This is a genomic window from Nocardia amikacinitolerans NBRC 108937, from assembly GCF_001612615.1.
Lineage (GTDB): Bacteria > Actinomycetota > Actinomycetes > Mycobacteriales > Mycobacteriaceae > Nocardia > Nocardia amikacinitolerans.
The window spans coordinates 56,388-80,962 of the sequence record NZ_BDAU01000009.1; the positions used below are offsets into that span (position 1 = coordinate 56,388).

Consider the following 24,575-nt stretch of genomic DNA (forward strand, 5'->3'; position numbering starts at 1 on the left):
CGCGGTCGATGGGGGGTATGCCTAGGGCGACCCAAGGGGCGGAGGATGTCTTGGACGTGCACGTGATGTCGACGAGTGGGTCGACGGAGGTGGACGCCGCAACTCGTCGGCGTAGCGCACTGTGCGGTGTGTTCGAAGACGTTTCGGGGCGGAGAAATGAGGACGGGGCGCCTTCGGTGGGAGGGCGGCGCGTGTGCGGCCGCTCGTGATCCCTGGCGCCCCGGTCCGGATGGGTGGTTATCCGCTCTTGCGGCGGAACTCCCGCTTGTGGCTGGCATTGCCGTGCGCGGCGGTCGCCTTCGAGTGGCCGTCCAGGTGGTCCGTCGACTTGGCGTGCTGGGCGTTCTTCTTCTCCAGCGCCTCGCGGAACTTGCGCTTCACTTCTTCGGCACTGCCGTTGGAACTACCCGATTCCGTCATCGCCTGCTCCTCGTCGTCGCGGCCGCGGCGCAGCGCCACCCGCTGGGCGCTGCCCGGCCGAATCGTGTCGAACGACTCGACGCTAACGCGCGACAGCGCCGATGTCAGCTCGATTTCCGATGCGCCGCGCGCGATCCAGTCGACACAGCCGGACGAATGCCGCCGGTAGCCCGCCGCTTGGCCAGAGCGAATGCGGAGGTGCGCCCAGAGCGCACGGTCGGGAGCGAACGCCGCGGAGGCACGCAGTGAGCGCAGGGCCGAAGAAACCCGGAGGTACGCAAGGAGCGCACGGCCGGAGCTGACGCGGAGGTGCGCCCAGCGCGCACGGTCGGGAGCGAACGCCGCGGAGGTGCGCCCAGAGCGCACGGTCGGGAGCGAACGCCGCGGAGGCACCCAGAGAGTGCAGGGCCGAAGCGAACGCAGAGGTACGCCAAGAGCGATCTGCCGGAACGAATGCTGCGGGGGTGCGCAAAGAGCGCACCGCCGGAGTGAACGTTGGGAAGGTACGCACAGCGCGCACCGCCGGAGTGAACGCTGCGGAGGTACGCACAGCGGACACTGCCGGAGCGAACGCGGAGAACGTTCAGTCCAACGCGTTGGCGGTGGTACCGCCGAGCGGCAGCGCGGGCAGGCCGAGTTTGCGATGGTCCCAGCTGTGTACCCGCTCGGGCACCACGCGCACCGCGACCCGCTTGTTAAGCATGTTCTCCACCAGCGGCCGGACCTCTTCGCTGTACGGGCCGGTGTAGCGCTCCCAGACGCTCACGCCGACCGCGAAGAGCTTCTCCGGATCATCGATGATCTCGGCGTGGCCCTCGATGGACACTCCGCGCAGCTGGTCGTAGGTCTGCCCGGCCTCGATCATGCAGGTGACGCGCGGATCGCGGCGCAGGTTCACCGCCTTCTGCGATTTGGCCTTGGTCTCGAACCAGATCTCGCCGTCGATCAGCGCGTACCACATCGCGGTCAGGTGCGGCCTGCCCTGCGGACCGAGGGTGGCCAGCGTCGCGATGCGGCTGCGCTCCAGGAACTCGGCGATCTCGGCGTCCGTCATGACGATCTGCGCCCGTTGTTTGACTCCCATGGGCCAACTCTAGAGAACGAAATCTGAAACGTGTTACAGGCGCTTGTGCAGCGCGTCCGCGGCGGCGACCAGATCGGCCGCCCAGCGCGCGCCGGGCCTGCGACCCATCCGGTCGATCGGGCCGGAGACCGAGACCGCGGCGATCACGTTGCCCGCGGTGTCGCGCACCGGCGCCGAAACGCTGGCCACGCCCGCCGCCCGCTCGGCCGCGCTCTGTGCCCAGCCGCGCTTGCGCACCTCGGCGAGCGCGCGCTCGCCGAACACCGCGTCGGCGAGAATGGTGCGCTGCAACTCCGGATCCGCCCAGGCGAGCAACACCTTCGCGGCCGAGCCGGCGGTCAGCGGTAGCCGGGCGCCGATCGGGACGGTGTCGCGCAGGCCGACGGGCGGTTCCATCGCGGCGATACAGACCCTGGCGCCGCCGTCGCGGCAATACAGTTGGACGCTCTCGCCGGTGATCTCGCGCAGCCGGGGCAGAATGGCCGCCGCGGCCTCCTGGAGCGGATCGGTGGCGCCCGCGGCGAGCTCGGCGAGAGCCGGACCTGGCCGCCACGTTCCGTTGTTGTCGCGAGCGAGCAGACGGTGCACCTCGAGCCCGACGGCCAGCCGGTGCGCGGTCGCCCTCGGCAGGCCGGTGCGGGTGCACAGCTCGTTGAGACCGCAGGGATGCTCGGCGACGGCGTAGAGGACCGCCACTGCTTTGTCGAGGACGCCGATACCGCTATGCTGTCTCATAGAACGATATTAGCGTCTCGGATATTGAGATAGTCAAACTCCGCCGAGAAAGTCGCCGCCGAGGCGAGCGGCCAGGGCGGGGCGGCACGGTCGAGATGTCCGTCGACCCAATCCACAACTCTGTGCAGCAGGCGCCGCGCGCTCAGCCCGAATCGCGCGGACCCGCTGCTCGTCCGAAAGGTGATCGAGAATGGCCGACCGCCCACGCACCCTGGCCGAAAAGGTGTGGGATCAGCACGTCGTAGCCCGCGGCGAGGGCGAAGGCGCCTCGCGCGAGCCCGATCTGATCTACATCGATCTGCACCTGGTGCACGAAGTGACGAGTCCGCAGGCCTTCGACGGACTGCGGGCCGCGGGCAGGAAGGTGCGCCGCCCCGACCTGACCATCGCGACCGAAGACCACAACGTCCCCACCATCGATATCGATAAGCCGATCGCCGACCCCATTTCCCGCACCCAGGTCGAGACGCTGCGGCGCAACTGCGCGGAATTCGGTGTCCGGCTGCACCCGATGGGTGATCTGGATCAGGGCATCGTGCACGTGGTCGGTCCGCAGCTCGGCCTGACCCAGCCCGGCACGACGGTGGTGTGCGGCGACAGCCACACCTCGACGCACGGCGCGTTCGGCGCGCTGGCGATGGGCATCGGCACCAGCGAGGTCGAACACGTGCTGGCGACACAGACTTTGTCGCTGCGCCCGTTCAAGACGATGGCCATCAACATCGACGGTCAGCTGCCGCACGGGGTCACGAGCAAGGACGTGATCCTCGCCGTCATCGCCCAGATCGGCACCGGCGGCGGCCAGGGCTACGTCTTGGAGTACCGCGGCGAGGCCGTGCGCGCCATGTCCATGGAGGCGCGGATGACGATGTGCAACATGTCCATCGAGGCGGGCGCCCGCGCGGGCATGATCGCGCCGGACGAGGTCACCTACGAGTTCCTGAAGGGCCGCCCGCACGCGCCCCAGGGCGCGGACTGGGATGCCGCGGTGGCGGCCTGGGACGCGCTGAAGACGGACGAGGGCGCCGTTTTCGACGCCGAGGTGCACATCGACGCGAGCAAACTGACTCCGTTCGTCACCTGGGGCACCAACCCGGGTCAGGGCTTGCCGCTGGGCGAGACCGTGCCCGACCCCGCCGAAATTGCCGACGAGACGGCGCGCGAGGCCGCGGAGAAAGCGCTGCGGTACATGGATTTGGAGCCGGGAACTCCGCTTCGGCAGATCTCGATCGACACCGTATTCGTCGGATCGTGCACCAACGGACGCATCGAGGATTTGCGCGCTGTGGCCGGGATTTTGAAGGGACGGCGCGTCGCGGACGGCGTGCGAATGCTGGTTGTACCGGGCTCGATGCGGGTTCGCGCGCAGGCGGAAAAAGAAGGATTGGGCGAGATTTTCACCGCGGCGGGCGCCGAATGGCGGCAGGCCGGTTGTTCGATGTGCCTGGGAATGAACCCGGATCAGCTTTCGCCGGGCCAGCGCTGCGCCTCCACCTCGAACCGCAACTTCGAAGGCAGGCAGGGCAAAGGCGGGCGTACCCACCTGGTTTCCCCGCTGGTGGCCGCCGCGACGGCGGTCCGCGGAACTCTGTCCTCGCCCGCGGATCTGAACTGACGCCGCGCGACACCCCCTACGTATCCAGGAGAATCTGATGGAAGCCTTCACCGTGCACAAGGGGATCGGCGTGCCGCTGCGCCGCTCCAACGTCGACACCGACCAGATCATCCCGGCGGTCTATCTGAAGCGGGTCACTCGAACCGGATTCGAGGACGGCCTGTTCGCGGCCTGGCGAACGGACCCCGACTTCATTTTGAACACCGAGCCCTACAAGCGGGGTAGTGTGCTGGTTGCGGGTCCGGATTTCGGTACCGGTTCCTCACGCGAGCATGCCGTATGGGCGCTGTCGGACTACGGCTTTCGGGTGGTCATCTCGCCGCGATTCGCCGACATCTTCCGTGGCAATGCGGGCAAGGGCGGCCTGTTGGCGGCCCAGATGTCACAGAACGATGTCGAATTGCTCTGGAAGATGATCGAGGAACAGCCCGGTCTCGAATTGGTAGTGGATCTCCAGGCGCGCACCGTGACGGCGGGAACCGTCGTGTTGCCGTTCGATATTGATGACTACACCCGGTGGCGCCTGCTCGAGGGTTTGGACGACATCGGTCTGACACTGCGGCGTAGCGACGTCATCGCCGAGTTCGAAAAGGCAAGGCCGACTTGGAAGCCCACCACCCTGCCCGCGCGTATTTCGCAGGCGTAATCAATCAGGTGCGATAGCTGGACGTCATGGCGTACGGGTAGCTAGACGTGTGCTAAACCACCATGAATTTTGGCGTGGCACATAGACTCTTGCCCAAAGTGGGTTTACCGTGGTACCTAGTCGGTCCGACGACGGGCCATTAGTCTGCGGAGGATTCAATGAACAAGGCGGAACTGATCGACGTTCTGACCGAAAAGTTGGGTACGGACAGGCGCACGGCTACCGCGGCAGTCGAGCATGTTGTGGACACCATCGTGCGAGCGGTGCACAAAGGCCAGAGCGTCACGATCACCGGATTCGGTGTGTTCGAACAGCGTAAGCGTGCCGCCCGTGTGGCTCGGAACCCGCGCACCGGCGAAACCGTCAAGGTGAAGCCGACTTCGGTGCCCGCGTTCCGTCCCGGCGCCCAATTCAAGGCGGTCATCGCGGGCAAGCAGAAGCTCGCGGCGACCGGTCCTGCGGTCAAGCGTGGCGTGAATGCCCCTGTGGCGGCGAAGAAGGCCGCCGCCAAGAAGACGGCGGCGAAGAAGGCCGCCGCCAAGAAGGCGACCGCCACCAAGGCGCCTGCCAAGACGACGGCCAAGAAGGCCGCGGCAAAGGCTCCGGCGAAGACCACCGCCAGGAAGACCGCCGCGAAGAAGGCGCCCGCAGCCAAGAAGACGGCCACCAAGGCCACCGCGGCCAAGAAGACCGCGGCCAAGAAGACGGCCACCAAGGCCACCGCCGCGAAGAAGACCACGGCGGCCAAGAAGGCTCCGGCCAAGAAGACCGCGGCCAAGAAGGCTCCGGCCCGCCGCGCGCGCTGAGGCGTAGTCGGCGGCCCGGCCGACTACCCCACCCATACGGACCGGAAACGGCCCCGGTGTTGATCCCGGGGCCGTTTCGGTCTGTCCGCGTCCGGTTTTCGGGGGCCGGAAACCCCCGCCCTACGGCTTCACCAAGCCTGTCGACAGCGACCGGTCGAGGTGGTCGGCGGCCACCATCCTGCCGTCCGCGAAGGACAGCACCCAGACGCTGCCCTTGCGATTGCGCGCCGGTGGCAGGGTGAGCCCGGACCGGCCCGCCCACCAGGTCAGCAGATCGGGAATCACCTTGCCCTGGCTGCACACAACTCGCACCGCGCCGCGCGGCTCCAGCTCGACGGCGCGTTCGCGAGCCGCGTCCCGCGCTGCCGTATAACCGGTTTCGGACAGCAGCGGCTCCAGATGGATCTCCGCGCCGAGTTTCTCCGCCAGCGGCTGCACCGTTTGCACGCAGCGCAGCGGATCGGCCGAATAGATCTCGCTCGCGCCGAAAGCCAGCAGATGCGGCACCAACGCCTGCGCTTGGTCGCGCCCGGCCCGCTCCAGCGGCCGTTCGTCGTCCGGACCGTCGAAACGGCTACGGTGGCCTGCCTTCGCGTGCCGTACGAGCAACAAGGTCTCGGTGGTGGCGGGCAGTCGGCTGAAGGCCCGCACGACCTGCCGATCCATCGGATAGGACAGCTCGTCCATCACCCGATCCAGCGGATGCCAGGTCAGCACATCCACTTCGGTATTGGCGGTGAATTCGCCGCCGGCCACTTCCGCGGCCCAATAATCGACGCGTTTGAGCTTGCGGTGCCCGGGAATGGGGTAGGTGACGTGCCCGAGGTACCGGCCGAGGCGGGAGTCCAGGCCGGTCTCCTCGCGCACCTCGCGCACGGCGGCGAGCAGCGGGGTCTCACCCGGATCGATCTTGCCTTTGGGCAGGGACCAGTCCTGGTACTTGGGCCGGTGCACGACCGCGATCTCCACACCGCCGGGCGCACCGGGGGCGCGGCGCCAGAGCACGGCCCCCGCTGCGTGAATATTGGCCGTCACTCGGGGATCCCAGAACGGTCCCCCGTCCATCTCGTATCCCGTCGTCGCTTTCACTGCTGTTCCGGTCTCCGCAGTCGCATCAGGAATTCTTGGTGGTCGCGGACCTGCTCACCGTCCTCGCCGGTGCGGGCCGGTGCGGCATGCCAGCTGCCATCCGCTTGGAGTACCCAGCAGCGGGTGGTCGGATACAGGGCCGAGTCGAAGACGCCGCCCAACTGCTCGCACAGCTTCGGATCCTTCACCTGGGCCATCACCTCGACCCGGCGGTCCAGGTTGCGGTGCATCATGTCCGCGCTGCCGATCCAGTACTCGTCCTGGGCCTGGAAGTGCATGATCCGCGAATGCTCGAGGAAGCGGCCGAGGATGGAGCGCACCTCGATGTTGTCGCTCATGCCAGGCACGCCGGGGCGCAGCCCGCAGATGCCGCGCACCACGATCTGCACCGGTACGCCGGCTTGCGAGGCGCGGTACAGCGCGTCGATCACCTGCTCGTCCACGATCGCGTTGGCCTTCAACCGGATTCGCGCCTCGGCGCCCTGCAGCGCCAGCTCGGTCTCGCGCTGGATGCGATCGATGATGCCCGCGCGCACGCCCTGCGGTGCGACAAGCAGGTTGCGGTAGTTGGCTTTTCGGGAGTAGCCGGTCAGCGAGTTGAACAGATCTGTCAGGTCGGCACCGATTTCCGGTGCCGCCGTTAGTAATCCGACGTCCTCGTATAGTCGGGCCGTCTTCGGGTTGTAGTTGCCGGTGCCGATGTGGCAGTAGCGGCGGATGGTCGAACCCTCGCGCCGCACCACCAGACACGTCTTGCAGTGCGTCTTCAGACCGATGAGGCCGTAGACCACGTGCACGCCCGCCTGCTCCAGCGCCCGTGCCCATTTGATGTTGGCCTGCTCGTCGAAGCGGGCCTTGATCTCCACCAGCGCGACCACCTGCTTGCCCGCCTCGGCCGCGTCGATGAGCGCGTTGACGATGGGGGAGTCGCCGGAGGTGCGGTAGAGGGTCTGCTTGATCGCGAGCACCTGCGGGTCGGCCGCGGCCTGCTCGATGAAGCGCTGCACGCTGGTGGAGAACGAGTCGTACGGGTGGTGCACCAGCACGTCGCCCTCGCGCAGCGCCTGGAATACGTTGCGCGGAGTCTCGCGCTCGCCGAACGCGGGCGGGGTGGCCGGAACGTACGGCGCGTCCTTCAGGTTCGGCCGGTCCACGCCGTACACCTGCCACAGGCAGGACAGGTCGAGCAGGCCGGGCACCTGGATCACGTCGCCGGGATCGACGTCGAGCTCGCGCAACAGCAGATCGAGCATGTGCTCGGTCATGTCGTCGGAGACCTCGAGCCGCACCGGTGAACCGAAGCGGCGGCGGGCCAGTTCGCGTTCGAGCGCCTGCAGCAGGTCCTCGTCGCGGTCCTCGTCGACCTCGAAATCGGCGTTGCGGGTGATGCGGAAGGAATGGTGCTCCACCACGTCCATGCCGGGGAAGAGCAGATCCAGGTGCGCGGCGATGAGCGATTCCATCGGAAGGAAGGCGGCCACCGGGTTGCCCGACGAGTTGCGCCGGACTCGCACGAAGCGGTCCACGTTGTCGGGGACCTTGACCCTGGCGAAGTGTTCGCCGCCGGTGGCGGAGTCCTTCACCGTCACGGCGAGGTTGAGGCTCAGCCCGCTGATGTAGGGGAACGGATGCGCCGGATCCACCGCGAGCGGGGTGAGCACCGGGAAGACCTGATCCTGGAAGTAGGCCGAAAGACGCTGGCGCTCATCGTCGTTGAGGTCGCGCCACTCGATGATGGCGATGCCCTCCGCGGTGAGCGCGGGCAGCACCGAATCAAGGAAGGCCCGCGCGTGCCGGTCCGCGATCTCCTGCGTGCGGACCGCGATCAGTTCCAATTGCTCGCTCGGCGAGCGACCGTCGGCCGAGCGCACCGACAACCCGGTCTCGGCGCGACGCTTCAGCCCGGCGACCCGGACCATGTAGAACTCGTCGAGGTTGGAGGCGAAGATCGCCAGGAATTTCGCGCGTTCGAGCAACGGCAGCGAAGCGTCCTCGGCGAGCGCGAGCACCCTGGCGTTGAAGTCGAGCCAGCTCAGCTCCCTGTTCAAGTAGCGATCGCGTGGCAACTGCTGCGTCGCCTGCTCGGCCCGCAGCGGAGTCACGGCGGGCGGAGGCGTGGGAAGCAGCTGCTGTTGCTTGACGGTTTCCGTATCGCTCACGTCACCGATCATCCCCTACGAACCGCGCGGTGTGCAGGTCGACATCGGGATTGCCGGGCGGATCACGCCTTATCGGCGACCGGCTAGCACACGCGGCGAACAGGTTCGTGAACACGGCAGGACCAGCCGATGTCGCGCAGGACAGCGCGGGTGGCGGCGCCCGCGCCGAGTTCGACGGCCAAGTCGAGATCCGCGGCGGTGTCGACATCGAGGCGCAGCCCTGGCCAGTGGCCGGTGAGATCGGCTGCACCCGCCGCGATGTGCCGCCGCGCGGAGTCGGCGCCGAACCGAGGATCAAGCGGCGCGACGCCGTCGCGGACAACGAGGGCGGCCGTGCCGGTCCCCGCGTGATCGACGACCACCGCACGCCGTCCGACGGGCGCGACCGTCAGCATGTCGGCGAGTTCCTCGGTGCGCAGCGCGGGCAGATCGGCTTGCAGCGCCAGCAGTTCGACCGCACCGTGGCGACGGCGCAACGCGGCGGCGGCGTCCGACAGCGCGGTGTTCAAACCGTCGGAGTCGGTGATGCGGGGCTCCGGATGGACGTGCGCGCCGAGCCCGTCCGCCAGCTCGGCGACCGCGGGATCCGGGGTGACGACGGTGACCGAACGCACCTGCGGGACCGCCGCGGCGGCCGACACGGTGTCGGCGAGCATGGCGAGCACGAGCCGCGCCCGGTGCTCCGGGCGCAGCCGCTCGGCCAGTCGGCTCTTGGCCAGATCGAGGCTCTTGACCGCGATCACGGCGTGCACGGCGTGCGGGCGCATGGCCCCAATCCTTCCATGGCATATTGGGCAGATGACGAGGGCGGCAGTACTTGGTGCGGGATCGTGGGGGACGGCGTTCGCGAAGGTGTTGGCAGACGCCGGAACCGAGGTCACGATCTGGGCGCGGCGCGCCGAGGTGGCCGAGGCGCTCGCCACCGAGCACCGCAACCCCTTCTATCTGCCCGACGTGCAGCTGCCCGCCGTTGCCGCAACCAACGATCCGGAACGGGCGCTCGAGGGCGCGGAGCTCGTGGTGCTCGCGGTGCCTTCTCAATCCCTGCGCGCGAATCTCGAGACGTGGAAACCCGCGCTGCACACCGCGATCACCGAACACGACGCGACGCTGCTGAGCCTGGCCAAGGGCATCGAGACCGGAACGCTGCTGCGGATGAGCCAGGTCATCGCCGAGGTGACCGGCACCGAGCCCAGCCGCATCGCGGTGCTGTCCGGACCGAACCTGGCCAAGGAGATCGCCGCGGGTCAGCCCGCCGCCACCGTGATCGCCTGCTCCGACGCCGCGCGCGCCGAGGCCGTCCAGCAGGCCAGCTACACCGGCTACTTCCGGCCGTACACCAACACCGACGTGATCGGCTGCGAGATCGGCGGCGCCTGCAAGAACGTCATCGCGCTGGCCTGCGGCATCGCCTCCGGCATGGGTCTCGGCGACAACTCCATCGCCAGCCTGATCACCCGCGGCCTCGCCGAGATCATCCGGCTCGGCGTCGCGCTCGGTGCCGAACCGGTGACGCTCGCGGGACTGGCCGGCGTCGGCGACCTGGTGGCCACCTGCACCTCGCCGCTGTCGCGCAACCGGTCCTTCGGGCACGTGCTCGGCGCGGGCGGCTCGATGGAGGCGGCACAGGAGGCCACCCAGGGGCAGGTCGCCGAGGGTGTGAAATCGTGCACATCGGTGCGCGCGCTCGCCGCCGCGCACAACGTGGAAATGCCGCTCACCAACGCGGTGCACCAGGTGTGCCACGAGGGCCTCTCGGTGCGCGAAGCCGTCGGCAATCTGCTCGGGCGGCGGGTCAAGCCGGAGTGATCGTCGCAGGGTAGCGGTCGCTATCACCACCGCGCGGCGGCCCGGTCCGCGCTCGCGGCGGTGCCCGGTGCGGGTACGGTTCGGTGCATGACGAACCGGATCAGGGTGGCTGTGGTGTTCGGCGGGCGCAGCAATGAGCACGCCGTCTCGTGTCTGTCGGCCGGCAGCGTGCTGCGCAACCTGGATCCGGAGAAGTACGAGGCCGTCCCGATCGGCATCACCACCGAGGGCGCCTGGGTGCTCGGCGGGGCCGAGGTGGCCGCGCTGCGTCGCACGGACGACGAGCTGCCTTCCGTCGACGCCTCCGGCACCGCTCTGACGCTGACCGCGGACCCGCAGCGCGCGGGGTCGCTGGTCGCCCTGGACGATCCCGCCGCCGCCCTCGGCTCGGTCGACGTGGTCTTCCCGATCCTGCACGGCCCGTTCGGCGAGGACGGCACCCTGCAGGGCATGCTCGAGCTCGCGGGCATCCCGTACGTGGGCCCCGGCGTGCTGGCCAGCGCGGCGGGCATGGATAAGGAGTTCACCAAGAAGCTGCTCGCGGCCGACGGCCTGCCGATCGGCACGCAGGTGGTGCTGCGCCCCGGCGTCGCGACGTTGTCCGCCGACGAGCGGGAGCGGCTCGGCCTTCCGGTGTTCGTCAAGCCCGCGCGCGCCGGTTCCTCGCTCGGCATCACGAAGGTGGACGACTGGAGCGAGCTAAACACCGCCATCGCGACGGCGCGCGAGCACGATCCGAAGGTGATCGTGGAGTCGGGCATCGTCGGGCGCGAGGTCGAATGCGGCGTGCTGGAATTCCCGGACGGTCGGATCGAGGCCAGCGTGATCGCCGAGATCCGGATGCCCGACGACGACGCGCCGGAGTTCTACGACTTCGACACCAAATACCTCGACGACGTCTGCGAGTTCGACGTTCCTGCGAAGCTGGACGACGAGGTGGCCGAGCAGATCAGGGAACTGGCGGTCCGCGCCTTCCGCGCGCTCGACTGCCAGGGCCTCGCGCGGGTGGATTTCTTCGTCACCGAGCAGGGGCCGGTGATCAACGAGATCAACACGATGCCGGGGTTCACCTCGATCTCCATGTATCCCCGCATGTGGGAGGCGACCGGCGTGGAGTACGGCGCGCTGGTCTCGACGTTGATCGAAACCGCGCTGGCTCGGGGGACCGGCCTGCGCTGAGCGGCTGGACCGAAGGCGTCCGCCAGCCCGTCGGATGGACCGAATGTCCCTTCGGTCGGGGTGCGTCCGCCGTCGTGAATCGACCGAAGGTGGCCTTTGGTCGATTCTGGCGGGTGATGGTCACCTTCAGTCGAGAGTTGTCTCCTGACCGGCCGGGCTCGGGACGCGCACGTCCGGGGCGAAACCTGCTGGTGACAGTAGGAATTCGTGGACCGGCGGCCGTGGTCAGTTGGGCAGCGGGCCCGGGTCGAGCGGCTTGGCGGGCAGGTTGGCGGTGATGGTGTCGGAGACCTCTTGCAGCGGGGTGGGTCCGGAACCGTCCGGCACCGTCAGCGCGATGTAGGTCTCGCGGTCGACGGCGAACCAGGTGCTGGCCTTGGCAGCGTCGTCGCGCGCTTCGAACCACTGCACGTCGTTGACGATCTGGAGCGGTGAGGCGCGGTGGAATTCGAGCGGCCGGTCCAAGCCGCAGCGCAGCACGATGGCGTCCCCGCCGTCCGGGCGCTGCCAGGCGCGGGTGGCGGGGGGAGCGGGTTCGACCAGCGTGGACTTGGTGAACTCGCCGAGGTCGGCTGGCAACGCGGGCAGCAGCTTGGTGCAGGCCTCACCGGTAGCGGCGGGTGCGGGCACCGGTCCGAGCACCAGCGGTTCGCGTTCCACGGGCATGCGGCGGGCGAGTACGGCGGCGACCAAGACGGCGACGACCAGAACCACCGGCAGGGCGACGGCGGTCGCGATCAATGCCGGGGGATACGGGCGGGATTCGGCACTTTCGGTCTCGGACTCCGAGGTGGCGCTTGGCTTTTCGTCGGCGTCGGGCTGCGCGTCGGTGGTGGCATCCGCCTCGCCGCTGGCCTCCGGGGTCGCGTCGGCGTCGGTGCTCTCGGACTTGCTGTCGGGGCGGGCCTGCTCGGTGGCCGGGGTCGCGTCGGCGTCGGGCGTCTCGGTGGTCTCGCGCTGGTTGGTGGCGCGGGGCCGCGCGGCGGCTTGGGACTCGCCCGCGCCGGGCGTCTTGGACTTGCCGGTGACCTCTGGCTCGTGGTCGGCGCGCGATTCCCCGGCGGCCCGGGCCTCGTCGGTCGCGCCGGGCTGCTCGGTGGCGCCGGCTTTCTCGGCGGGCCCCGGCGCTGCCTTCCCGGCATCGCCCTTGCCGAGGTCGGTCGGCTTCCGACCCTCGGCGGGTTCTCGCCCCTGCGCCGAGTCGCTGTCCGACGAGTCCGCCGCCATGCGTACCGGTCCTTCCTCTTCGCGCTCGCTGGAGCCGGTCGGCGCGGGTCGCGCGGGCTGCGTCGCGGCGGGCGCCGCGGACCGGCTCGGTGGTCTCGATTGCCCTGCACAGGGTACCGTCGAGCCGATTCCAGCTGGCACTACCTCGGGAAGGGACCGGTCATCAGCGAGAGCGCGGCGCCTCGGACGGTGCGTGAGCTGGGCGAGTTCGCGCTGATCGAGCGCATCAACGCCCGCAGGGTGCAGGCGCCCGCCGTGCTGCTCGGTCCCGGCGACGACGCGGCGCTGGTCGCCGCGCCCGACGGCCGCTTCGTGGTGACCACCGACATGCTGGTCGAGGGTCGGCACTTCCGGTGCGACTGGTCGAGCCCGCGCGAGATCGGCCGCAAGGCGATCGCGCAGAACGCCGCCGACGTGGTCGCCATGGGCGCGGCGCCGACGGCGTTCGTGGTGGCGCTCGGCTGCCCCGCGGACACGCCCGTCGACGTCGTCGACGAACTGGCCGACGGCATGTGGGCGGAGGCGGCGCGCGCGGGCGGCTCGATCGCGGGCGGCGACCTGGTGCGCAGCCCAGAACTGGTCGTCTCGGTCACCGCGTTCGGCGATCTGCGCGGCAAGGCGCCGGTCACCAGAGCCGGTGCGCGAGTGGGTGACACGGTGGCGGTGGCGGGTCGGCTGGGTTGGTCGGCCGCGGGGCTGGCCGCGCTCACCGCGTCCGCCGACGCCGAGGAGTTCGCCGAAGCCCTTGCGGCCCATCGGGTCCCGCAACCACCGTACGAGGCGGTGCTCGGATCGTCCTGGCGGGCGGGGCACTCGCTCACCGACGTCTCCGACGGACTGCTCGCCGATCTCGGCCACATCGCCGAAACCTCCGGCGTCGGGATCGATCTCGACGCGGCCGCGCTGCGCGACCCCGCCCTCGACGCGCTGGCCCGCCGACTGGATGCCGATGCGGCGCAATGGATTCTGGCCGGGGGCGAGGATCACGCCTTCGCAGGAACCTGGCCGAGTGGCGCTGAGCTGCCGGAAGGCTGGCGCGTGATCGGCCGGGTGACGGCCGGGTCGGGGGTCACCGTGGACGGCGCGCGGCACGAGGGCGGCAACGGTTGGGAATCGTTCCGTGGGGCGGACTCTGCGTCCGGCCCCGACCCACGATAGGTTGTGCGGTCATGGGCGCGAAACCATTGTCGGAAATCATGGATCCGGGCTGGGCACAGGCCTTGGAACCGGTCGCGGACCGGATCAGGGAGATGGGCGAGTTCCTCCGGGTCGAGAACGCCGAGGGCCGCGGCTACCTCCCCGCGGGTGAGAACGTGCTACGCGCCTTCCAGCGACCGTTCGACAAGGTCCGCGTACTGATCGTCGGTCAGGATCCGTACCCGACGCCCGGTCATCCCATGGGCCTGAGTTTCTCTGTGGCGCCGGACGTTTCGCCGGTTCCGCGCAGCCTCGCCAACATCTTCGCCGAACTGCACAAGGACCTCGGCCACCCGACGCCCTCCTGCGGCGATCTGAGCCCGTGGTCGGACCAGGGCGTGCTGCTGCTCAACCGCGTGCTCACCGTCTCGCCGGGCAAGCCGGCCTCGCACCGCGGCAAGGGCTGGGAGGCGGTCACCGAGCAGGCCATTCGCGCGCTCGTCGCGCGGGACGAGCCGCTGGTGGCTATCCTCTGGGGCCGCGACGCCTCGACGCTGAAGCCGCTGCTGGGCGAGGCCGAGGTGCCCTACATCGAGTCCGCGCACCCCTCCCCGCTGTCCGCGTCCCGCGGCTTCTTCGGCTCGCGTCCGTTCTCGCGGGTCAACGAGCTGCTCGACGAACTGGGCGCCGAACCCGTCGACTGGCGCCTGCCCTGATCCCCTTCTCCGCCCGGCCCGCCGGGAACCCGCACCACCAGCACCACCGCACAAACACCAGATGAGGAGCACTGCAATGCAGCACAACACCGTTCGCGGCGCCTTGCGCGGCACCACCGCCACGCTGGCCATGGCCGCCGCCATCGCGGGCGCGACGTCGGCGGCGACCGCCGCGCCGCTTCCGCTGGAGCCCGCCACGGCGACCAGCGAGACCGCACCGGTGGCCGAGGAGTTCACCTCGACCGGCTCCTCCACCATCTCCGCCTCGGTGAACGCGAAGGTCGCGTGCCTGTTCCAGCGCACCTTCAGCGCCATGCGCCTGGACTGCTGAGCCCCGCGTTACCAGAGGCTCACGACGAGGCGTACCCGCCCTGTGCGATGCTCAGATCGTGAGTAATGCGAACAATCTCCTCGAGCCCACTCGGCTGCGGTTGCGCGGTTCGGGTGGGCTCGAGCTGGCTGCCGACCAATTCGGCCCGGTCGACGGCCCGCTCGTCGTCTTTCTGCACGGCGGCGGACAGACCAGGCACTCGTGGAAGCAGACCGGCGCCAAGCTGGCCGCGGCCGGGATGCGAGTGATCACCCTGGACGCGCGCGGCCACGGCGACAGCCAGTGGTCGCCGGACCGCGACTACACACGCGAGACGATGGTCGCGGACCTGACCCTCGTACTGGAACAGCTGGACGCCGCGAGCGCACCTGGCGGGGGTGCGGTCGTGGTCGGCGCCAGCATGGGCGGCATCACCGGCCTGCTGACCACGGCGTCGCCGGGCGGCGCATCGATCCGTGCCTTGGTGCTCGTCGACATCGTGACCCGGCCAGAGCCCGAGGGCGTCGCCAGGGTCATCGACTTCCTCAGCAAGCACCGCGACGGCTTCGACACCCTCGATCAGGTGGCCGACGCGGTCGCCGAGTACCTGCCGCACCGGCCGCGGCCGGAGAACACCGATGGTCTGCGGCGCAATCTGCGCCAGCGTGACGGCCGCTGGTATTGGCACTGGGATCCGGACATGCTGCGCGACCGCGTCGAGGATCCGAGCGCGATGATCGAGCCGATGGAGGCGGCGGCCAGGGCCCTGCGGATTCCGGTGCTGCTGGTGCGCGGCATGCAGTCCGACGTGGTGAGCGCCGAGGGTGCCGCGGCGTTCCAGGCGCTGGTGCCGCACGCCGAGATCGTCGAGATCGGCGGTGCCGCGCACACCGCGGCCGGTGACGACAACGACTCGTTCACCGACGCGGTCGCGAAGTTCGTGGTGGAGAACCTGAAGTAGGTCAGGCCTGGTCGCGGTAGTCGGGCTTGCGCTTGGCGACGAACGCGTCGACGCCTTCGCGTCCCGTGCGGCTGTTCGCCGCCGCGGCGATGAAATCGCGCTCCAGATCCAGCTGTTCGCTCAGCGACGTCGAATCCGACTGTGCCATAAGCGATTTGATGGCGGCATAGGTGGAGCGCGGCCCGCGCGCCAGTTCCTGTGCGAGCGCGAGCGTCTCGGCGCGCACGTCGTCGTCGGCCACCAGGCGGCTGAGGATGCCGAGCCGCACGGCCTCGTCGGCGTCCAGGACGGCGTCGGTGAGCAGGATCTCGGCGGCGCGCCCCGCGCCGACGATGCGCGGCAGCGTCCAGGACATGCCGCCGTCGGGGCTCAGGCCGATGCCGGGATAGGCGGGACGCAGCTTGGTGGACGGGCCGCCGAGCGCGATGTCGGCGGCGCAGACCAGGCTCATGCCCGCGCCTGCCGCCCAGCCGTGCACGGCGGCGAGCACCGGAACGCGGGTCTCGTCCAGCGCGCGCACGAACGCGTGCAGATCCGTCGCGAGGCCGTGGATGTGGGCGCCGCGGTCCTCGGCGGCGGCGAAGCCGCGCACGTTGCCGCCAGCGCAGAAGTTCGCGCCCGATCCGGTGAGGACGACCGCGCCGATCTCCGGGGCGAGGTCGGTCAGCGCCGCGGTGCCCGCGTTGATCCCGGCGAAATCCATCGAGGTGCCGTTGGCGGCGGTGGCGATCGTGATCTGGAGGACGCCGTCGGTGGTCGTGACGTACTCGGTCTGCGCGGTGGAGGTCATGAGGGGAACCCTATCGTTCGCTCGGGCCCGGCTTGAATTCTCGTTTCCGCTACCCGCTGGTTCGGCGGCGCGCACCATCCGCACCTGCATGGCGATGGTGAAGTCCTCGACCTTGCGCGCCCCTTCCAGCACGAAACCGTGCTTGCGGTAGAAGGCCTGCGCGCGCGGGTTCTCCTCGAACACCCACAGCGAGCACGGCAGACCAGGGGCGACGGCGGTGTCGAGCAACTCGCTCGCCAGCCCGGTCCCGTACCAGTCGGCGCGCACGTACAGGGCGTCCAGTTCGAGCGGCGCGACGAGCGCCCGGTCGCGGGGCGGGCCCGCATGGGCGAAACCGACGACGAGGCTCTCGACGACGGCCACGTGCGTGCGGTCGGGATGCGCGATGCGGACGCGCTCGAAGGCCTCGGCCCGTCGGTCCACGTCGAAGGCGTCGAGGACGTGATCCGGGACCAGACCGCGGTAGGCCTCACGCCAGCAGGCGATATGGCATTCGGCCAGGCCGCGGACGTGTTCGGCGGCGAGCGGCGTGATCCGCCACGCTCGGCTGTTCACCTCGGCCATGCGCGGCCTCCGGATCGCTGGAGTGGAACACCTACCGACGACGACGCCCCGGAACACCCTTGTCGGGCGCCGGGGCGTTTGTCTTGGTGCTGATCGACCGGCGGCCGAATCAGCCGCGAGCCACCTTGCCCGCCTTCAGGCAGGAGGTGCACACGTTCATGCGGCGGGTGTTGCCCGGGGCAACCTGCGCGCGCACGGTCTGGATGTTCGGGTTCCAGCGACGGTTGGTGCGCCGGTGCGAGTGCGAGACCGACTTCCCGAAGCCGGGGCCCTTGGCGCAGACGTCGCAGACGGCAGCCATAGTCGCGAACTCCTTCATGTCATGTGGGGACCGCCGCACAATGATGCGGCATGTCCGGAAACAATGTCGTGATGTGCCCTGTCGACTGACGTCGACCAGCGCAGGCCAGCTTCAGGCCGCACGAGCAACCCAGCAAGGGTAGCCAATGCCGTGCCGATCCGCCAAACCGGGACCCGGTCGGACGGGCCGTCCCGACCGTCGAACACCCCCACAGCATACCGATTCGGTGTCACGCGGCCGCTGTCGGTATCGCCAGCTAACCTGGCGGACGGCGGTGATGTGCGGGCGGTGCGAAGGGAGCGAGGTGACGGTGCCGGGGCAGCGGGAGGAGATCGACGGCGCGGCGCTGCGGGACTGGAGCCGCCTCTGTCTGGACGGTCTCGAAGAGCGGCGCGCGGAGATCAACGCGCTCAATGTCTTCCCGATCGCCGACGCCGACACCGGCACCAACTTGCTGGCCACCATGCGCGCGGCGGTCCGAGCGGCCGACGCCGCGCCGGACGACACGAGCGCGAATCGGGTCGCCGCCGCCCTGGCACGCGGCGCCACCGCGGGCGCGCGCGGGAACAGCGGCATTCTCCTCTCGCAGGTGCTGCGCGGCATCGCCGAAGCGACGACGGACGGGCCGCTCACCGCCGAGACCTTGCGTTCCGCCCTGCGCCGCGCCGCCGAGCTGGTCCGCGAATCGCTGAGCGATCCGGTGGAAGGCACCCTGCTCACCGTGCTGGAGTGCGCTGCCGAGTGCGCGGCGAACTGCCCCGAGGACACGCTCGCCGAGGTGGCCGTCGCGGCCGCCGACGGTGCGGCCAAGGCGCTCGGCGACACCCCGTCCCAGCTCGGTGTGCTGCGGGCGGCCGGTGTGGTGGACGCGGGCGCGCGCGGGTTGGTTGTGTTGCTCGACGCGCTGGTGGCCGTCACCCTCGGCGAGACTCCGACCAGACCCGACTACCTGCCGGGTGAATTCGCCGCGGTGGCAGACGCTTCCGACGACGTCGTGGAGTTCGACGGCGCGCACTTCGAGGTCATGTACCTACTCGCCGATACCGATCTGCCGCGTGTCACCCGGCTGCGCGAGCGCCTTGCCGAACTCGGCGATTCCGTCGTGGTGGTGGGCGACGGCAGCGGAAATTGGTCCGCCCACGTGCACTGCGCCGACGCGGGCGCGGCGGTGGAGGCGGGGCTCGCGGCGGGCGTCGTGCGCGACATTCGCATCGAGAGCTTCGCCATCACGGCACCGATCGGCCGCGATCATCTCGAACCGCCGCGCTCCGATGGGAATCACGCCGATCGAGGTCACGCCGATAGGTCCCACGAGAACGACGCCGATCGAGCCTGCGCCGATCGGTCCCGGTCCGATGAGAACCACGCCGATCGGACGCGTGCCGACCGGGCCTGGACCGGTGAGAGTCATTTCGATCGGACAGGCGCTGATCGGTCCCGGAGCGGCGAGAGCCATGCCGACCGTGGCCCCGCCGATCGCGGTGTGCTCGCCGTCGCGGCAGGGTCGTGCGCCGCGGCGCTGTTCGAGGCGGCCGGCGCGCAGGTGCTCGATGCGCACCCCGTGACCTCGGACGCGCTGCTCACCGCGATTCGCAGGATGCCGCACCGCGAGGTACTAGTGCTTCCGAACGGCGCGCTGCCCGCGCACGAACTGGTGGCCGTCGGTGTCGCCGCGCGCGACGTGCACCGCGACGTGCTGCTGTTGCCGAGCGGTTCTATGGTCCAAGGCCTGGCGGCGCTGGCCGTGCACGATCGCGGCCGGATCGCCGTCGACGACGCGTTCGCGATGTCGGAGGCGGCCGCGGCCACGCGGTGGGGTTCGCTGCGCGCGGCAACCGAGCGGGCGCTGACCATGGTCGGCACCTGCGAACCGGGCGACGGACTCGGGTTGGTCGGCCACGACGTGGTGGTGATCGACCGCGATGTGCGCGGCGCGGCGCTGACGCTGCTGGACCGGATGCTCGGCCTCGGCGGCGAATTGGTCACCCTGCTGATGGGCGCGGACGCACCCGCCGGGCTGGCCGAGGAGTTGAGCGCGCACATCACACAAGGCTTTCCCGGCGTCGAGGTCACGGTGTATTCCGGTGGCCAGCAAGGGGATCTGGCGCAGATCGGGGTGGAATGAGGGTGGAGACATGGCGACACTGAGCGATCGGCTGGACCACATCCTGGGTGCGAAGGCCGCGGATTCGCTGTCCGACGCCTTCGACATGCACACCGTCGAGGACCTGTTGCGGCACTACCCGTTGCGCTACGCGACCCAGGGTCAGCCGCTCACCGAGGAAGCGCCCGAGGACGGTTCGCACATCACCGTCATCGGCCGGATCACCAAGACCGAGCTCAAGCCGATGCGCAACCGGCGCGGATCGCTGCTCAAGGTCTTGCTCGACACCGGGTCCGGTCGCCCGGTCGACGTCACGTTCTTCAATGGCGACAAGGTGAAATACGTTGTCAAAGAAGGACTTCGGGCGATGATGTCGGGCACGGTGAGCTACTGGCGTCCCGGCAGCTGGAACCTCAGCCATCCCGGCTACCTGATCCTGCCCGAGACCGAGGACGATTCGGTGGGCACCTTCACCAAGGTGCGCGGTGGCGGCGACCTGCGCGGTCTGGCGGAGAGCGCGAAAGGCGCAGGGGGAGTGGATGTCTCGTTCATGGAGCGCGAGTTCATCCCGGTGTACCCGGCCACCGCGAAGGTGCAGAGCTGGGACCTGCTCGCCTGCGTGCGCCAGGTGCTCGAACAGCTCGACCCGATCGATGATCCGCTGCCGGAGGACATTCGCGAGGACCGCGCCCTCATGCCGGTCTCCGACGCGCTGCGGCTGATCCATCTGCCGGAGCGCAAATCCGATATCGACCGCGCCAAGGACCGGCTGCGCTTCGACGAGGCGCTGGCGCTGCAACTGGTGCTCGCCGAGCGGCGCCACGAGGTCGCGGGCCGGGTCGCGCGCCCGTGCCCGCCGCGCACCGACGGCATCGCCGCGGCCTTCGACCGGCAGCTGCCCTTCGAGCTCACCGCCGGTCAGCGGCAGGTGATCTCGGAGATCTCCGCCGATCTCGGCCGTACCCAGCCGATGCACCGGCTGCTGCAGGGCGAGGTCGGCTCCGGCAAGACGATCGTCGCGCTGCACGCCATGCTCCAGGTGGTCGACGCCGGTCAGCAGTGCGCGCTGCTCGCGCCCACGGAAGTGCTTGCCGCCCAGCATTATCGGTCGCTGCGCGCGATGCTCGGCGAACTGGGCACGGCGGGCGAGCTCGGGGCGGCGGAGCAGTCCACCCGGGTGGTGCTGGTGACCGGCTCCATGTCGGCCGCGGCGAAGAAGGCCGCGCTGCTCGAGGCCGTCACCGGCGAGGCGGGCATCGTCATCGGCACGCACGCGCTGATCCAGGACAACGTCGAGTTCTTCGACCTCGGCATGGTGGTGGTCGACGAACAGCACCGCTTCGGCGTCGAACAGCGTGACGCGTTGCGCGCCAAGGCGAAAGCGGGCTCGAGCCCGCACCTGCTCGTGATGACCGCGACCCCGATTCCGCGCACCATCGCGATGACCACCCTCGGCGATCTGGAGACCTCCACCCTCACCGAGCTGCCCCGCGGCCGCTCGCCCATCACCTCGAAAGTCGTTCCGCGCAAACTGCATCCGAACTGGGTCGACCGTGCTTGGGAACGCATTCTCGAAGAGGTGAAAGAGGGCCGCCAAGCGTACGTGGTGTGCTCGCGCATCGGCGACGACGAGGAGAACGGCGGCTCAGGTAAGGGACGAGGTCGCGGGAAGGTGGCCGAGGAGAAGGAAGCGCCGACCACCCAGGCCGTCGTCGACGTCTTCGAGATGCTGCGCGCCGGACCGATGGCGGGCGTCCGGGTCGGCCTGCTGCACGGCAGGCTGCCGTCGGACGAGAAGGACCAGGTCATGCGTGCCTTCAACGACGCGGAGATCGATGTGCTCGTCTGCACCACGGTCGTCGAGGTCGGCGTCGACGTGCCGAACGCGACGGTGATGGTGATCGTGGACGCCGACCGGTTCGGCGTCAGCCAACTGCACCAGCTGCGCGGGCGGATCGGTCGTGGCAAGCACCCCGGCCTGTGCCTGCTGATCACCGACGCCGCGCCCGGCGGTTCGGCGATGACCCGGCTGGAGGCGGTGGCCGCCACGACCGACGGTTTCGAGCTCGCCGTGCTCGATCTGCGCCAGCGCCGCGAGGGCGACGTGCTCGGCGCGGCCCAGTCCGGCACGGCCAGTTCGCTCAAGCTGCTCTCCCTGCTCGACGACCTCGAAGTCATCACCGCGGCACAGGATTTGGCCAGGCAACTGGTCGAGGCCGACCCCGGGCTGCGCGAGCACCCCGGTTTGGCGGGCATGATGCACGCCGCCGTCGACGGCGAACGGCTGGAGTACCTGGCCAAGTCATGACGCGAACGAGGGACGGACCGTTTGTCCGTCCCTCGCTCGGATGGTGTTATGCCGCGAAGACTTTCGGCTGGTCATCGGCCGCGTCGGCGTCGTTCTCGCCGCGCGAGTCCGCGGTCCACAGCCCGATGATCGCCCCGGCGATCGCGATCAGGCCGCCGACCAGCAGCGCGCGCTGGAAGCCGTCGGTCATCGCGTCCAGGTGCGGTTCGCCCGCCGCCAGTTGCGCGGTGGTGCGGGAGGTGGCGATCGCGGTCAGCACGGCGATGCCGAGCGCGCCGCCGATCTGCTGGGCGGTGTTGAGCAGGGCCGCGGCAAGTCCGGCCTGTTCGGCGGGCACGCCGGCGTTGGCGGCGGTGGTGTTCGCGACGAACACCGCGCCCGCACCGATCGACATGACCAGCATGCCGGGCAGCAGGTGCGCCAGGTAGGACCCGTCGGTCGGGATGAACGACAGCCACACGATGCCGAGCCCGGTGATCGCCGCGCCGCCCACGATGACCGGCCTGGTGCCCACCCTGGCGAACAGCTTCGCCGAAAGTCCCGCCGCCACACCGATGGTCAGGCTCACCGGCAGATACGCCACGCCCGCCGTGAATTCGCCGTAGCCGAGCACCGACTGCATGTACAGCGTCACGAAGAAGAACATCGCCAGCATGCCCGCCGCGACGATCAGGTGGGTGAGATTCGCCGCGGCCAGACCGCGGATGCGGAAGATCGACAGCGGCACCAGCGGATCGGCAGAGCGATGCTCGTTGACCACGAAGGCGATGAGCAGCGCGGCCGCGCCGCCGAGCAGTGCCAGCGTCGTCGCGTCGCCCCAGCCGTGCTCCGGCGCCTTCACCAGGCCGTACACCAGCAGCATCAGGCCGCCGGTGCCCAGCGCGGTGCCGAAAAGGTCGAAGCCGCCGCGGATCTCGTTGCGCCGATCGTTGGGGACGAGGGCCGGGATGGCCGCGAGCACCAGCAGGCAGACCGGGGTGTTGACGTAGAACACCCAGCGCCAGCCAGGTCCCTCGGCCAGCACGCCGCCGAGGAAGACGCCCGCCGCCGACGCCAGACCCGCCGCCCCGCCCCACACGCTCAGCGCCGTGGTGCGGTCGGAGCCCTCGCGGAAGGTCGTGGTGAGGATGGACAGCGCGGCGGGCAGCATCAGCGCCGCGCCGACGCCCTGGGCCAGCCGCGCGCCGATCAGCAGCCCGCTGTCGTCGGCGAGTCCGCCGACCGCCGAGGCGACGGCGATGAGCAGCGTGCCCGCCACGAGCACGCGGCGACGGCCGAGCAGGTCGGCGAGGCGGCCGCCGAGCAGCATCAAGCCGCCGTAGGTCAGCAGGTAGCCGCTGGTGACCCATTGCAGCGTCGCCACGTCCATGCCGAGCTCGCGCTGAATGGTCGGCAGCGCGACATTGACGATCGAGCCGTCGACGAAGTCGAGGAACGCGACCGTGCACAGCAGCGCCAGCGTGAGTTTGCCGCGGCGGGTCGCCAGATACGAGGGTGTTTCGGTCGGTGATCGCACGTGTCGGGTCCTTCTCTGCGAGTCCGGACGGTTTTCGTCCTGTCGCCAACCAAGAGCGAAGGCGCCGAGGGGAGGTGACTCCGCGAGAGTCAGATCACACTCCACGGCCCCGATGTCACGTTCCGCGCCTCGAAACACTCTCGGGATACGACAGCCGCGCGAGCTTTCCGGCACAGGAGGAACGATGATCGAGACCATGGACGAACAGGCGACGGAAGTCTTCGCCGAGCATCGCGAACTGCTCTTCTCGATCGTGTACAACATGCTCGGTACCGTCACCGACACCGAGGACGTCCTGCAGGACACCTGGCTGGCCTGGGTGTCGCGCCACCGTTCCGACCTCGGTGAGATCACCAGCCCGCGCGCGTACCTGGTGCGGATCGCGGTGAACAACGCGCTCTCGCGCCGGGAGACGCTGGCCCGTCGGCGCGAGACCTACGTCGGGCCGTGGTTGCCCGAGCCGCTGGTGGCCGACACCCCGGAGGTCGGAGACAGCGCGGACGCCGCCGAGATCGCGTTGCGCGGCGAGTCGGTGTCGCTGGCGATGCTCGTCGTCCTGGAGACCCTCACTCCGCTGGAGCGGGCGGTGTTCGTGCTGCACGAGGTGTTCGGCTATCCGCACGCCGAGATCGGCGCGCTGCTCGGCAAGGAGACCCCGGCGATCCGCCAGCTGGCGCACCGGGCAAGGAATCACGTGCAGGCCAGGCGCCCGCGCTACCAGGCCGACGCGCGGACCCAGCGGGCGGTGACCGAGCGCTTCCTCGCTGCTCAGCTCAGCGGTGACGTAACGGGTCTGCTCGAACTGCTCTCCCCGGACGTCACGTTCCTGTCCGACGGCGGCGGCCTGCTTCGGGCGGCGCGGCGGCCGGTGCACGGACCGGACAAGGTCGCGCGCCTGCTCACCAGCCGTATGGTGTTGACCTCCGTCCCCGACATGACGATTCGGTACGGGTGGACCAACGGCGAGCCGTCCGCGGTCGTCTATTCCGGCGGTGCGTTGGCCGCCGTCCTGCTGCTGGACGTCGACCCGGACACCGGAAAGGTGCGAACGGTCTACGCGATTCGCAATCCGGAGAAGCTGACCCACCTGCGCGGGTGA

General features: G+C 69.7%; 21 protein-coding genes and 2 pseudogenes. 12 read left to right on the top strand and 11 right to left on the bottom strand.

What is annotated here, in order from left to right:
* Window positions 1–237: 237 nt before the first annotated feature.
* The 3 genes from NAM01S_RS08360 to NAM01S_RS08370 all read right to left on the bottom strand — a co-directional run bounded on the left by NAM01S_RS08360 (window position 238) and on the right by NAM01S_RS08370 (window position 2,239).
* A complete protein-coding gene (locus NAM01S_RS08360) occupies window positions 238–420 on the bottom strand; it encodes a DUF5302 domain-containing protein (RefSeq protein ID WP_067782659.1) in 183 nt (60 codons plus the stop codon).
* A 583-nt stretch (window positions 421–1,003) separates the two neighbouring features.
* A complete protein-coding gene (locus NAM01S_RS08365) occupies window positions 1,004–1,504 on the bottom strand; it encodes a pyridoxamine 5'-phosphate oxidase family protein (RefSeq protein ID WP_067781938.1) in 501 nt (166 codons plus the stop codon).
* A gap of 33 nt (window positions 1,505–1,537) precedes the next feature.
* Window positions 1,538–2,239, bottom strand: a complete 702-nt coding sequence (locus tag NAM01S_RS08370; RefSeq protein WP_067781941.1) for an IclR family transcriptional regulator — start codon at window positions 2,237–2,239, stop codon at window positions 1,538–1,540.
* Window positions 2,240–2,429: 190 nt separating this feature from the next.
* On the opposite strand from NAM01S_RS08370, the gene leuC reads away from it, so the two are divergent.
* The 3 genes from leuC to NAM01S_RS08385 all read left to right on the top strand — a co-directional run bounded on the left by leuC (window position 2,430) and on the right by NAM01S_RS08385 (window position 5,306).
* Complete coding sequence (gene leuC / locus NAM01S_RS08375) at window positions 2,430–3,854, top strand: 3-isopropylmalate dehydratase large subunit (RefSeq protein WP_067781944.1); 1,425 nt, start codon at window positions 2,430–2,432, stop codon at window positions 3,852–3,854.
* A 37-nt stretch (window positions 3,855–3,891) separates the two neighbouring features.
* A complete protein-coding gene (gene leuD, locus NAM01S_RS08380; protein WP_067781947.1) occupies window positions 3,892–4,500 on the top strand; it encodes a 3-isopropylmalate dehydratase small subunit in 609 nt (202 codons plus the stop codon).
* Window positions 4,501–4,658: 158 nt separating this feature from the next.
* Complete coding sequence (locus tag NAM01S_RS08385) at window positions 4,659–5,306, top strand: HU family DNA-binding protein (RefSeq protein WP_067781950.1); 648 nt, start codon at window positions 4,659–4,661, stop codon at window positions 5,304–5,306.
* 120 nt (window positions 5,307–5,426) lie between these two features.
* On the opposite strand, the gene NAM01S_RS08390 is transcribed toward NAM01S_RS08385, so the two are convergent.
* From NAM01S_RS08390 to cofC, 3 genes are all read right to left on the bottom strand, one after another.
* Window positions 5,427–6,371: an NUDIX hydrolase gene (locus NAM01S_RS08390; RefSeq protein WP_067781953.1), complete on the bottom strand. Its 945-nt coding sequence runs from the start codon at window positions 6,369–6,371 to the stop codon at window positions 5,427–5,429.
* A 20-nt stretch (window positions 6,372–6,391) separates the two neighbouring features.
* On the bottom strand, window positions 6,392–8,566 hold the full coding sequence (locus NAM01S_RS08395; RefSeq protein WP_067781956.1) for an RNA degradosome polyphosphate kinase: 2,175 nt from the start codon (window positions 8,564–8,566) through the stop codon (window positions 6,392–6,394).
* Window positions 8,567–8,637: 71 nt separating this feature from the next.
* The gene (cofC, locus tag NAM01S_RS08400; RefSeq protein WP_067781959.1) at window positions 8,638–9,321 is read right to left on the bottom strand and encodes a 2-phospho-L-lactate guanylyltransferase; all 684 of its coding nucleotides are present in this window, start codon (window positions 9,319–9,321) and stop codon (window positions 8,638–8,640) included.
* 31 nt (window positions 9,322–9,352) lie between these two features.
* Here cofC and NAM01S_RS08405 point away from each other — a divergent pair, with 31 nt between their 5' ends.
* Both NAM01S_RS08405 and NAM01S_RS08410 read left to right on the top strand, forming a co-directional pair.
* The gene (locus NAM01S_RS08405; RefSeq protein WP_067781961.1) at window positions 9,353–10,363 is read left to right on the top strand and encodes an NAD(P)H-dependent glycerol-3-phosphate dehydrogenase; all 1,011 of its coding nucleotides are present in this window, start codon (window positions 9,353–9,355) and stop codon (window positions 10,361–10,363) included.
* Between the two features lie 87 nt (window positions 10,364–10,450).
* Window positions 10,451–11,542 carry a D-alanine--D-alanine ligase family protein gene (locus NAM01S_RS08410; RefSeq protein WP_067781962.1) on the top strand — a complete coding sequence of 364 codons (1,092 nt, stop codon included), beginning with the start codon at window positions 10,451–10,453 and terminating at the stop codon, window positions 11,540–11,542.
* Between the two features lie 225 nt (window positions 11,543–11,767).
* Here NAM01S_RS08410 and NAM01S_RS37205 read toward each other — a convergent pair.
* Window positions 11,768–12,328, bottom strand: a pseudogene (locus NAM01S_RS37205) (DUF3515 domain-containing protein); the annotation flags it as partial.
* Window positions 12,329–12,958: 630 nt separating this feature from the next.
* Between NAM01S_RS37205 and NAM01S_RS08420 the strand changes: the two are divergent.
* The 4 genes from NAM01S_RS08420 to NAM01S_RS08435 all read left to right on the top strand — a co-directional run bounded on the left by NAM01S_RS08420 (window position 12,959) and on the right by NAM01S_RS08435 (window position 15,893).
* Window positions 12,959–13,927 carry a thiamine-phosphate kinase gene (locus NAM01S_RS08420; protein ID WP_067781963.1) on the top strand — a complete coding sequence of 323 codons (969 nt, stop codon included), beginning with the start codon at window positions 12,959–12,961 and terminating at the stop codon, window positions 13,925–13,927.
* An 11-nt stretch (window positions 13,928–13,938) separates the two neighbouring features.
* A complete protein-coding gene (locus NAM01S_RS08425; RefSeq protein ID WP_067781967.1) occupies window positions 13,939–14,622 on the top strand; it encodes a uracil-DNA glycosylase in 684 nt (227 codons plus the stop codon).
* A 76-nt stretch (window positions 14,623–14,698) separates the two neighbouring features.
* Window positions 14,699–14,953 (top strand): hypothetical protein, encoded by a 255-nt coding sequence (locus tag NAM01S_RS08430; RefSeq protein WP_067781970.1) that lies wholly within the window; start codon window positions 14,699–14,701, stop codon window positions 14,951–14,953.
* Window positions 14,954–15,011: 58 nt separating this feature from the next.
* A complete protein-coding gene (locus NAM01S_RS08435) occupies window positions 15,012–15,893 on the top strand; it encodes an alpha/beta fold hydrolase (RefSeq protein ID WP_067781978.1) in 882 nt (293 codons plus the stop codon).
* 1 nt (window position 15,894) lies between these two features.
* Here NAM01S_RS08435 and NAM01S_RS08440 read toward each other — a convergent pair whose 3' ends face one another.
* The 3 genes and pseudogenes from NAM01S_RS08440 to rpmB all read right to left on the bottom strand — a co-directional run bounded on the left by NAM01S_RS08440 (window position 15,895) and on the right by rpmB (window position 17,548).
* Window positions 15,895–16,683, bottom strand: a complete 789-nt coding sequence (locus tag NAM01S_RS08440; RefSeq protein ID WP_067782662.1) for an enoyl-CoA hydratase/isomerase family protein — start codon at window positions 16,681–16,683, stop codon at window positions 15,895–15,897.
* A 111-nt stretch (window positions 16,684–16,794) separates the two neighbouring features.
* Window positions 16,795–17,247 (bottom strand): annotated as a pseudogene (locus NAM01S_RS33825) (GNAT family N-acetyltransferase); the annotation flags it as partial.
* A 109-nt stretch (window positions 17,248–17,356) separates the two neighbouring features.
* Window positions 17,357–17,548, bottom strand: a complete 192-nt coding sequence (gene rpmB, locus NAM01S_RS08445; RefSeq protein WP_039799620.1) for a 50S ribosomal protein L28 — start codon at window positions 17,546–17,548, stop codon at window positions 17,357–17,359.
* A 277-nt stretch (window positions 17,549–17,825) separates the two neighbouring features.
* Between rpmB and fakA the strand changes: the two genes are divergently transcribed.
* Window positions 17,826–19,673 (top strand): DAK2 domain-containing protein, encoded by a 1,848-nt coding sequence (fakA, locus tag NAM01S_RS08450; protein WP_067781980.1) that lies wholly within the window; start codon window positions 17,826–17,828, stop codon window positions 19,671–19,673.
* Window positions 19,674–19,683: 10 nt separating this feature from the next.
* Window positions 19,684–21,960, top strand: a complete 2,277-nt coding sequence (gene recG, locus NAM01S_RS08455) for an ATP-dependent DNA helicase RecG (RefSeq protein ID WP_067781989.1) — start codon at window positions 19,684–19,686, stop codon at window positions 21,958–21,960.
* 46 nt (window positions 21,961–22,006) lie between these two features.
* Here the strand turns inward: recG and NAM01S_RS08460 are convergent, their stop codons facing one another.
* A complete protein-coding gene (locus tag NAM01S_RS08460; RefSeq protein WP_067781992.1) occupies window positions 22,007–23,476 on the bottom strand; it encodes an MFS transporter in 1,470 nt (489 codons plus the stop codon).
* Between the two features lie 184 nt (window positions 23,477–23,660).
* On the opposite strand from NAM01S_RS08460, the gene sigJ reads away from it, so the two are divergent.
* Complete coding sequence (gene sigJ, locus NAM01S_RS08465) at window positions 23,661–24,575, top strand: RNA polymerase sigma factor SigJ (protein WP_067781995.1); 915 nt, start codon at window positions 23,661–23,663, stop codon at window positions 24,573–24,575.